At 72.2% G+C, this 9771-nt stretch carries 11 protein-coding genes; 5 read left to right on the top strand and 6 right to left on the bottom strand.

Annotated features, from left to right (window positions below; genetic code table 11):
• The coding region (locus AB0M20_RS12765; RefSeq protein ID WP_364297490.1) for an HAD-IC family P-type ATPase at positions 1-1470 on the top strand (1470 nt) is incomplete at its 5' end.
• A 538-nt stretch (positions 1471-2008) separates the two neighbouring features.
• On the opposite strand, the gene AB0M20_RS12760 is transcribed toward AB0M20_RS12765, so the two are convergent.
• Genes AB0M20_RS12760 through AB0M20_RS12750 form a run of 3 tightly spaced genes read right to left on the bottom strand, consistent with a single transcriptional unit; the run spans position 2009 to position 3610 of the window.
• Positions 2009-2710 (bottom strand): TetR family transcriptional regulator, encoded by a 702-nt coding sequence (locus tag AB0M20_RS12760; RefSeq protein WP_364297494.1) that lies wholly within the window; start codon positions 2708-2710, stop codon positions 2009-2011.
• A gap of 4 nt (positions 2711-2714) precedes the next feature.
• Positions 2715-3116: a DCC1-like thiol-disulfide oxidoreductase family protein gene (locus AB0M20_RS12755; RefSeq protein WP_364297492.1), complete on the bottom strand. Its 402-nt coding sequence runs from the start codon at positions 3114-3116 to the stop codon at positions 2715-2717.
• The gene (locus AB0M20_RS12750; RefSeq protein ID WP_364297488.1) at positions 3116-3610 is read right to left on the bottom strand and encodes a hypothetical protein; all 495 of its coding nucleotides are present in this window, start codon (positions 3608-3610) and stop codon (positions 3116-3118) included. Before AB0M20_RS12750 ends, AB0M20_RS12755 begins: the two co-directional genes overlap by 1 nt.
• Positions 3611-3810: 200 nt before the next feature.
• On the opposite strand from AB0M20_RS12750, the gene AB0M20_RS12745 reads away from it, so the two are divergent.
• Genes AB0M20_RS12745 through AB0M20_RS12735 form a run of 3 tightly spaced genes read left to right on the top strand, consistent with a single transcriptional unit; the run spans position 3811 to position 6725 of the window.
• The gene (locus AB0M20_RS12745) at positions 3811-4989 is read left to right on the top strand and encodes an ROK family transcriptional regulator (protein ID WP_364297486.1); all 1179 of its coding nucleotides are present in this window, start codon (positions 3811-3813) and stop codon (positions 4987-4989) included.
• A 27-nt stretch (positions 4990-5016) separates the two neighbouring features.
• Positions 5017-5832 (top strand): ABC transporter ATP-binding protein, encoded by an 816-nt coding sequence (locus AB0M20_RS12740; RefSeq protein ID WP_364297484.1) that lies wholly within the window; start codon positions 5017-5019, stop codon positions 5830-5832.
• Positions 5832-6725: a ribokinase gene (locus AB0M20_RS12735; RefSeq protein WP_364297482.1), complete on the top strand. Its 894-nt coding sequence runs from the start codon at positions 5832-5834 to the stop codon at positions 6723-6725. Before AB0M20_RS12740 ends, AB0M20_RS12735 begins: the two co-directional genes overlap by 1 nt.
• Here AB0M20_RS12735 and AB0M20_RS12730 read toward each other — a convergent pair.
• The 3 genes from AB0M20_RS12730 to AB0M20_RS12720 are packed head-to-tail and all read right to left on the bottom strand — an operon-like array spanning position 6722 to position 8703.
• The gene (locus tag AB0M20_RS12730) at positions 6722-7645 is read right to left on the bottom strand and encodes a methyl-accepting chemotaxis protein (RefSeq protein ID WP_364297480.1); all 924 of its coding nucleotides are present in this window, start codon (positions 7643-7645) and stop codon (positions 6722-6724) included. The two genes, AB0M20_RS12735 and AB0M20_RS12730, sit on opposite strands and share 4 nt — an antisense overlap.
• The gene (locus AB0M20_RS12725) at positions 7642-8184 is read right to left on the bottom strand and encodes a PAS domain-containing protein (RefSeq protein ID WP_364297478.1); all 543 of its coding nucleotides are present in this window, start codon (positions 8182-8184) and stop codon (positions 7642-7644) included. The genes AB0M20_RS12730 and AB0M20_RS12725 overlap by 4 nt, the downstream gene beginning before the upstream one ends.
• Positions 8185-8238: 54 nt before the next feature.
• Complete coding sequence (locus AB0M20_RS12720; RefSeq protein WP_364297476.1) at positions 8239-8703, bottom strand: DUF6232 family protein; 465 nt, start codon at positions 8701-8703, stop codon at positions 8239-8241.
• Between the two features lie 62 nt (positions 8704-8765).
• On the opposite strand from AB0M20_RS12720, the gene AB0M20_RS12715 reads away from it, so the two are divergent.
• Entirely contained in the window at positions 8766-9542 is a 777-nt protein-coding gene (locus AB0M20_RS12715; RefSeq protein ID WP_364297474.1) for an enoyl-CoA hydratase-related protein, read from the top strand.
• The last annotated feature ends 229 nt before the right edge of the window (positions 9543-9771 follow it).

Here is a 9771-nt window from a genome sequence, read left to right as displayed (position 1 = left end):
CTGGTACGGGCGACGAGGGTCGGCGCGGAGACGCAGCTGGCGCAGATGGCGAAGCTGGTGGAGGCGGCGCAGGACGGCAAGGCCGCGGTGCAGCGCCTGGCCGACCGCATCGCCGGTGTCTTCGTGCCGGTGGTGCTGGTGCTGGCGCTGGGCACGCTGGGCTTTTGGCTCGGCACGGGCGGCGGCGCGACGGCCGCCTTCACGGCAGCCGTGGCGGTCCTGATCATCGCCTGCCCGTGCGCGCTGGGCCTGGCCACGCCGACGGCCCTGCTGGTGGCCACGGGCCGGGGCGCGCAGCTGGGCATCTTGATCCGGGGGGTGACCGCGCTGGAGTCGACCCGCCGCGTCGACACGATCCTCCTGGACAAAACGGGCACGGTGACCACCGGAGCGATGAAGGTGGCCGCGGTGCGGCCGGGCGCTGCTTTCACGGCCCCCGCCGATGAGCCCGAGCCGGCCGCGACCCGACCGACACCGGCCGGGCCGGCGGTTGAGGGTGGCGCGGTCACATCGGGGTCGGCCGTTGAGCGCGACTCGGCCTCGGTTGTCGAGGGCGACTCGGCCTTGTCCGGGCCGGCTCTCGAGCACGGCGCGGAAGAGGTGCTGCGGCTGGCCGGAGCCGCCGAGGTCGCGTCGGAGCATCCGCTGGGCCGGGCGATCGCGGCCGCCGCCCGCGAGGCCGGGCCGCTCCCGGCGGCGCGCGACTTCCAAGCCACCGTCGGTGTCGGCGTGACCGCCCGCGTCGGCGATCGCAAGATCGAAGTGCGGCGCGCGGCCGCCGCCACCGCCCCCACCCCGGGCACTGGGTGGGTGGGAATGTACCGCCCGGGTGTGACAGTTTCCGGTGACCGTCCACAGGCCGCCGCCTTGACGTGGGTGGAGGTGGTCGTCGACGGCGAGGTGGCCGGGCAGATCGGTCTCTCGGACCCGGTTCGTCCGACCAGCGCCGAAGCCGTGCGCCGGCTGCGTCGCCTCGGCCTGGACCCGATCCTGCTGACCGGGGACGCCGAGCCGGTCGCGCGAGCGGTGGCCGAGCAGGCCGGCATCACCGACGTGATCGCCGAGGTCTCGCCGGCCGGCAAGGTCGAGGCGGTCCGACACCTGCAGCGCGGCGGCAAGGTTGTGGCGATGGTCGGCGACGGCGTGAACGACGCCGCCGCCCTGGCCCAGGCCGACCTCGGGCTGGCGATGGGCGCGGGCACCGACGTGGCGATCGAGGCGTCCGACCTGACCCTGGTCCGGGGCGACCTGACCGCCGCGGTCGACGCGGTCCGCCTGTCCCGCCGTGCGCTCGGCACGATCCGCGGCAACCTGTTCTGGGCCTTCGCCTACAACGTGGCGGGCCTGCCGCTCGCCGCCGCCGGCCTGCTCAACCCGATGATCGCGGGCGCCGCCATGGCCCTGAGCTCGGTCTTCGTGGTCCTCAACAGCCTTCGCCTGCGCACCTTCACCCCAAGCAAAAACTGGTAGCCCACCCACGCGTCGACGGCCGACAAGGGTGGCTGGCCTACCACTGCGGCTCTCGGCCCGGCGACGCAAGCGAAAGTGGTAGCTCAGCCACGCGTCGGGGAGCGCGAAAGGTGGGTGGGCTACCACTTTGGGGTTCGGCGCGGCGGCGGGAGCGGAAGTGGTAGCTCAGCCACGCGTCGGCGGCCGGCAAAGGTGGGTGGGCTACCACTCTGGGACGGTGGGCGGCCGCGGCCCGAAGAGGAGAAGTGAGGGGGCCGCGGCCGCGGTACCGGGCGGCTCCCAAGAGAAACGATAAGCCGGGCACGCCGCTGATCGCTCCCGAGATCGACCGCGTGCCCGGCTCACCTGTGTCACTGGGCGTTCGAACTGGTCCCGAAGTTCGAAATCCCGGTGACGTCCCCAGATCCACCTGCCGTCATGACGCTACGTGGCGGTAACTACGCGGCGAAAGGGCCCGGTCAGCAAACCATCCGTTCGGACAGGCCGAATCCCCCACCTGTGTAGCGCAGAGTAATTGCGCGATGGATGCGCAGAGTAACTACCGGATGGTCTCGATCAGCGCGAGGATCTGCCGGAGCGCGGGCCGCAGCACGCGCAGCCGCGACAGCGCCACGAGGCGGTCGATCAGCGGCACCGCGCCGTCGATGAGCTGCCGAGTGCGACGGCTGCCGGGCGACCGGTCGTAGACCCAGAAGAGCACCACACCCATCCAGGCCAGCCAGAGCAGCTCCGGCAGCTCACGCCGCAGCTCGGGGTCGAGCTTGACCGACGACCCCTCGACCACGTCTCGGAAGATCGCGATGGCCGCCTCGCGGGCCGGTGACGACTCCCGCGAGAACGGGCTGAGCGGCGACGTCGGCTCGGCCGCGGTCTTGAAGAACGTCGCCGCGAACGAGTGGTACGGCTCGTTCACGTCGATGCCGGCGTGCAGCACCCCCCGCAACCGGGCGGCGAAGTCGTGCTCCGCGCTCAGCACCGCCTCGGCGGCGGCCCGGTGCGCGGCCTGATTGCGGTCGTAGAACCCCTGGATCAGGTGTTCCTTGGAGTCGAAGTAGTAGTACGCGTTCCCGACGGCGACCCCGGCCTCCTTGGCGATCACGCGCATCGTGGTCTCCGCGTACCCCCGCTCGCGGAACAGCCGCAGCGCCGTCTCCAGGATCAGCTGCCGGGTCTGTTCGCCTCGCGCGCTGCCCTTGCGGGGCGTGGCCTGCTCCGGAGGTGCGGCCGCCGGCGTCGGCACAGCGTCATCGGCAGGCGTCGTCACATGCGTCACCGTAGCCCGCCCCCCGGGTCTGACGTCGGACTGCGGCCGCCGCGGCGATGAACTTCCGCGCCGCGGGCAGCAGGCGGGGTGAGCTGAGCCGCTCGGCCATCCCCCGGTAGTCGGACAGCGCCCACAGGCAGGCCAGCCACGCTCCGTCGTGCACGTAGACCGCGCCGGTGTCCGCGACCACCGTGAGATCACGCAGGGTCGCTGCGTGGTCCAGGCCCGGGAAGCGAGCGCGGGCCTCGTCCGACCCGGCCGCGACAAATGCCAGGGGTACGAGCTGAGCGCGCCCCGCGAGCCACTGGTGCGCCGCGCGGCAGATCGGGCAGCCCTCGTCGTAGAGCACTGTGAACGACCCGATCCGCTCGGGGCTCTCCATCACGCCGGCGCGGGAGGCGGCGTCGTCCCCGGATGGGGCATGGGCCGGTCCGGGACGGCGGGATGGCTGGGCCAGCTCCCTCCCTGTGGGCCCGACGGGGGATGCATCGGCAGGCGCCCGGCCGGCGGGAGCGGCGGCCGGGTCTGTTGCTGGCGCAGGCGGCCGCGACGGTACCGGTTGAGGAAGAAGACGTTGAAGAAGTGCAGGACGCCCAGGACGAGCAGCACCAGCCCGATCTTCATCGACAGCGTCTCGAGCGCCTTGCTGGCGCTGGGCACCGCCGCGGCGGACCGCATGGCCACCGCGACATACCCGAGATTGAGCAGATAGAAGCCCATCACCAGGAGCTGGTTGACGGCCCGGGCGAGCTTGCCGTCGGCGAAGACGTCCTCCAGGAAGACCAGCCCGTTGCGGGAGAGCGTGGTGGCCACCCACACCGTGAGCCCGACGCTGATGAGCAGGTAGGCCAGGTACATCCAGACCTTGTGGTCCACGATCGGCACCTTTCTTGAACACGTTCAATTGTGGTCGTCTCGACGGTACGACAGTTGTTGAACGTGTTCAAGTGTGCGCGTGATCACGACGCTCGAGACTATTGACAGGCAGACTGCAATATTCTCGGCCGTGATGACCGTTACGCTGCCGCTTACCTGATGGCCGCCGGACCGTCCGACCGGAAACAAAGGGGAACAGCATGGCCGCCACTCGTCTCCCGGGCACGCCCCGGTTGTTGCGTGCGCTGAACGACCGAGCGGCACTCGAGCTGCTGCTGAGCCGGGGACCGCTGACCCGTGCGCAGCTCGGCGAGATGACCGGCCTCAGCAAGGTCACCGCCTCTCAGCTGGTCGAGCGGCTGGAGGAGCGCGGGCTGGTCCGGCGCGTCGGCGAGCAGGCCGGCGGGCGCGGGCCGAACGCCCAGCTCTACGCCGTGACGCCGGGCAGCGCGCACGTGGTCGGCGTGGAGGTCGGGCCCGACCAGGTGACGGCCGCCTGCGCCGACATCACCGGCACGATCGTCGGCCGCGTCGAGCAGTCCACCAAGGACACCGACGACCCGGTCGGCGTGGTGCACAGCGCGGTGGTCCAGGCCGCCGGGCGGGCCGGTGCCGACACGTCCTCGGTGCGCCGCGTCGTGCTGGGCACGCCCGGCCTGGTCGATCCGAAGACCGGCGAGATCTCGTACGCGTACGACCTGCCGCGGTGGCAGAAGGGCCTGCTCGACGAGCTCCGCCGCGACCTGAGCGTCCCGGTCGCCTTCGGCAACGACGTGAATCTGGCCGCGGTCGCCGAGGCGCACAACGGCGCGGCCGTCGGGGAGAGCGACTTCGCGCTGATCTGGGTGGATCGCGGCGTCGGCCTCGCCACCATGATCGACGGAAAGCTGCACCACGGCGCGACCGGTGCGGCCGGCGAGATCGGCTGGTTGCCGGTCCCGGGCGCGGAGGTCCCGCGCGACGTCGCCCGGCGCGGCGTGCGGGGTGCCTTCCAGGCGTTGGTCGGCAACGACGCGGCCAAGGCGATCGGCCGCAAGTACGGGTTCCGCGGCGCCGAGGCGGCCGACGTGGTGCGGGCCGCGGTGGCCGCCGGCGAGGCCGGTGCGCCGGTGCTGGACGAGCTGGCCGGGCGACTGGCCCTCGGCGTGGCGTCCATCTGTGTCGTGCTGGACCCGCCGCTGGTGGTGCTGGCCGGCGCGATCGGCGAGGCCGGCGGCGCCGAGCTCGCCGACCGCGTGGCCCGCGAGGTGGCCGCGATCACGCTCGTCTCGCCGCGGGTGGTGCCGGGCCAGGTGGCGGTCGAGCCGGTGCTGCACGGCGCCCTGCGGCTGGCCCTGGAAGCGGTCCGCGACGAGGTCTTCGGGTCGACCACAGGTTAGTCCCACGCGGCGTGATTGGATGGTTCCGTGCCTGAGGCCTCCGTCGTGACACCGCCCGATGAAGACACCGTTATCGCGTTCGACAAGGTGAGCGTGATCCGCTCCGGCAACCACCTGGTGCGCGGCCTGTCCTGGCAGGTCGAGCTGGACGAACGATGGGTGGTGCTGGGCCCGAACGGCGCCGGCAAGACCACCCTGCTCAACCTCGCCTCCGGCCGGCTGCACCCGACCCGTGGCGTCGCCTGGGTGCTGGGTGAGCGCCTGGGCCGGACCGACATCACCGAGCTGCGTACCCGGATCGGCCTCACCACCGGGCAGTTCGCCGAGCGCATCCCGCCGGAGGAACGGGTGCTCGACGTGGTCGTCACCGCGGCCTGGTCGGTCGTCGGGCGCTGGCGTGAGAGCTACGACCCCCAGGACGTGGCCCGGGCCCGGACACTGCTGGCGCAGTTGGGCATGAGCACGCTGGCCGACCGTACCTTCGGCACCCTGTCCGAGGGGGAGCGCAAGCGGACCCAGATCGCCCGCGCCCTGATGACCGACCCCGAACTGATGCTGCTCGACGAGCCCACCGCCGGGCTCGACCTGGGCGGCCGCGAGGATCTGCTGGGCCGGCTGGCCGAGCTGGCCGAGGACCCCGATGCGCCCGCGATGGTGCTGGTCACCCATCACGTCGAGGAGATCCCGCCGGGCTTCACCCACGCGCTGCTGCTGCGCGAGGGCACGGTGGTGGCGGCCGGTCTGCTGGGCGAGACGATGACCGCCGAGAACCTCTCGAAGACCTTCGGGTTGTCGCTGGTCGTGCAGCGCAACGGCGACCGGTACACGGCCCGGGCGGCCTGATGACCACGCCCCGCATCGTCGTCGCCGGCAGCGCGAACATGGACCTGGTCGGGCTGGCCGCCAAGCTGCCCGGCCCCGGCGAGACGGTGCTGGGCGACGACTTCGTGATGACGCCGGGCGGCAAGGGCGCGAACCAGGCGATCGCGGCGGCCCGGGCGGGCGGCGAGTGCACGTTTCTCGGGGCGATCGGCTCCGACTCGTTCGGCGTGACGATCAACGCGCGGCTGGCCGCGGCCGGGGTGGACGTGTCGTCGATGCGGACCAGCTACGGCACCTCCGGCGTGGCGGTCATCATGGTGGACCGCGCGGGGGAGAACTCGATCCTGGTCAGCCCCGGCGCCAATCGCACCTTCGTGAACCTCTCGGACGCCGAGAAGTCGCTGATCGCCGGCGCCGACGTGCTGGTGTGCCAGCAGGAGATCCCGGTCGCCACGGTGACCGAGGCGGCGCGCGCCGCGCAGGCCGGCGGGACGAGCGTGCTGCTCAATGCGGCGCCGGCCCGGGCCCTGCCGCCGGATCTGCTGGCGGCGGTCGACCTGCTGGTGGTCAACGAGGTCGAGGCGCGGGCGATCACCGGCGCCCACGAGCCCGACGTGGCTGAGCTGCTCGAGGTGGTGCCGCGGGTGGTGCTGACCCTGGGTGGGGCCGGCGCCTGGTACGCGGACCGGGACGGCGCCTCGGTCAAGGTGCCGGCGTTCCCGGTCGAGGTCGTCGACACCACGGCGGCCGGGGACGCCTTCTGCGGCGCGCTGGCGGTCGCCTGGGGCGAGGGGCGGGACCTTGCGGACGCGGTGCGCTGGGCGTCGGCCGCCGGGGCCGTGTGCGTGCGCAAGCTCGGCGCGTACCCGTCCCTGCCGACCCGCGCCGACATCGAAGCCCTCTACGCCGGCTAACCCCGCGCGCTGGCCACGAAGCGGTGGACCTCCGAGCGCAGCACCTCGGCCAGCCGGGACAGGCCCGCCGTGCCCGAGTCGTGGCCGCCGTCGACGGCCGAGGCGATGCCGTTGACCAGCCCGCTCATCTCGCGGATGCTGCCGGTCACCGCCTCCAGCACGGCGACCGCGTCGGCGGCCGCCTGCTGGACGGTGTTGACCTGGCCCATGATCTCCTCGCTGGAGCTGCTGGTCTCGTTGGCCAGCGTCTTGACCTCGCCGGCCACCACGCTGAAGCCGCGGCCCGCCTCACCGGCCCGGGCCGCCTCGATGGTCGCGTTCAGGGCCAGCAGGCGGGTCTGCGAGGCGACCTGGTTGATCAGGTCGACCGCGTGCCGGATCTGGTCGGAGGCGTTGCGCAGCGAGGTGACCGTGTCCAGGCCGCGCTCGGCGTCGGCGACCGCCTCGCGGGCGAAGTCGGCCAGCCCGTTCGCCGATGCTCCCATCTCGGTGGCCGCGGTGGCGACCTGCTCGGAAACGGTCAGCACGGCCGATTCCAGCTCGTCGGCCAGCGCCACGCGAGCACTGGCGGCCTCGTTGACCCGGCCCGCCGTGACGCTCATCTGGTGGCTGGACTCGGCGATCTGCTTGGCCGCGTTGCGGAAGGCGCCCTGCATGCCGCGGGTCAGGAAGCGCCGGTGGAAGCGTTCCTCGGCGGCCGCCTCGAGGGCGGCGCCGGACTCGCGGACGAACGCGTCGGTGTTGTCCAGCAGGCCGTTCAGCGCGGTACGCGTTGCCCTGGCCTGATCGGAGTCGCCGAGCGACGGCAGCCGCACCTCGAAGTCGCCGGCCGCGGCCTTGCGGCACACCTCTTCGATCAGCTTGAGCACGTGCTCGTTGTCGGGGCCGCCGACGGCCCCGGCCGCGGTACGCCGCATCATGAGGGCACCCCGTTCGTCAGTTCCCAGACGAACTGCTCGTAGGTCTGGCCGCGGTCGGCGAGCGTCTGCTGCAGCATCCGCCAGCTCGCGTCCAGCGCGGCCGGCGAGCTCGAGTGCCGGCGCTCCTCGGCCCGCAGCTTGCCGTAGAGGTCACTGGCCGCCGCCACCGCCGCCGTCTCGGGTTTGCGCCGGCTGGAGTGGTACCCGACCACCTTGCCGTGCGCGTCGAACGACGGCGTCACGTGCGCGAGGACCCAGTAGTGGGCACCGTCGGAGGCCAGGTTCACCACGTACGCGAAAAGCTCTTTGCGCTCCTTGAGCGTGTCCCACAGCAGCTTGAAGACGGCCCGGGGCATGTCGGGATGCCGGATCAGACTGTGCGGCTGGCCGATCGCCTCGTCCTCGGTCAGCGCGGAGATGCGCAGGAAGACGTCGTTGGCATAGGTCAGCACGCCGCGCAGATCGGTCTTCGTGACGATGATCTCGTCCTCGCCGAACGTCCGCTCGGTGCCCGTGGGTCGAACCTGTGTTGCTCTCATGGTTCCCTGATCGTCCCTGTTCGGGGCGATCCAGGAGGGAGTTTCGGGCAATCTTCAGCGGATGATCGGGCCGCCCTCGAGGGCGCGCTGCAGGGCTCGGTAGATCTGACCGAAGCGCTGCCGGTTGTCGGTCGCCAGCAGCAGCACGTCGGCGCCCCGCACCCGGGCCCAGATCTCCAGGTTGCGGCTGCCCCGGTCGTAGGACCGGTCGACCCGCTCGAGCAGCACGTCGGCCAGCGGCAGCGCGATCAGTCCGACGAGGATCCCGCCGCCGGCCAGGGCGACCGTCATCCCGGCGGAGGAGCGCAGCGCGAGGGCCAGCAGCACCCCGATCGCGCCGAGGCCGACCGGGACCAGCATCGCGAGGGCCAGGGCGCCGCGACCGGCCACCTTGCCCCACAGCCGGCGCCCGCGCCGGTGCCACACCTGCGCGAGATCGTCCAGCGCCCACTCGTGGCCGGCGATCCGCACCCGGTCGGAGGTGATCAGCACGTCGCGGTCCTTGTAGTAGGTGATCATCACCCCTCCCGGCCTTCAGCCTAGGCTGGCCCGAAACGCGATCTGTGAGTGGTGGTGGGGCTGTGGACGGCGAATTCGTCAATCTGGAGACCGCGGACGGCATCGGCACGATCCGGCTGAACCGGCCGCCGATGAACCCGTTGAGCAAGCAGGTGCAGGAGGAGCTGCGGGCAGCGGTGGCACAGGCCGCCGCCGACGCCGAGGTGCGCGCGGTGGTGATCTGGGGCGGGGAGAAGGTGTTCGCGGCCGGCGCGGACATCAACGAGTTCCTCGCGCAGACGTACCAGAGCATGTCGGTCGACGCGCAGCGCCTGAGCGGCGCCTTCGACACGGTGGCCCGGCTCGGGAAGCCGACGGTCGCCGCGGTCAACGGCTACGCCCTGGGCGGCGGCTGTGAGCTGGCGCTGGCGTGTGACTGGCGGGTGGTGGCCGAGGACGCGAAGCTCGGCCAGCCGGAGATCAAGCTGGGCATCATCCCCGGCGCCGGTGGCACCCAGCGGCTGGCCAGGCTGGTCGGCCCGGCGCGGGCGAAGGACCTGATCTTCTCCGGCCGGATGGTGGGCGCCGAGGAGGCCCTGCGCATCGGGCTGGCCGACCGGGTCGCGCCGGCCGCGGACGTCTACGCCACCGCGGTGGAGCTCGTCCGGCCGTACACGACGGGTCCCGCTCTGGCCCTGCGGGCCGCCAAGCTGGCCATCGACGGCGGCCTCGACATGGACCTCGCGTCCGGCCTGGCCTGGGAGGGCCAGCTTTTCGCCGGGCTGTTCGCCACCGAGGACCGGGTGGAGGGCACGACGGCCTTCGTGGAGAAGCGGAAACCCGGCTTCACCGGCCGGTGACGCTCGCGTATATCGATCGTTTGACATAAAGTCCGCCATTGTGACGGGACGGGTTACGGGGGTGGCTTCTCGCCGACGCACAGTGCGCGTCGCGATCGCCCTCGCTACCGGTCAGGCGGCTTTGTGTGGAGTTATCGGCTTTGTGACGTTCGGGCCGGGGCTCGGCCCGTCCGACTCCGGCAAGGTCAACCCGATGGCGGCGCCGCCCGCGGTGATGCCGACCCCGGGT

The organism is Actinoplanes sp. NPDC051633 (genome assembly GCF_040681735.1).
Lineage (GTDB): Bacteria > Actinomycetota > Actinomycetes > Mycobacteriales > Micromonosporaceae > Actinoplanes.
The sequence above is the reverse complement of the archived record's forward strand: the minus strand, read 5'-3'. Positions and strand labels throughout refer to the sequence as shown.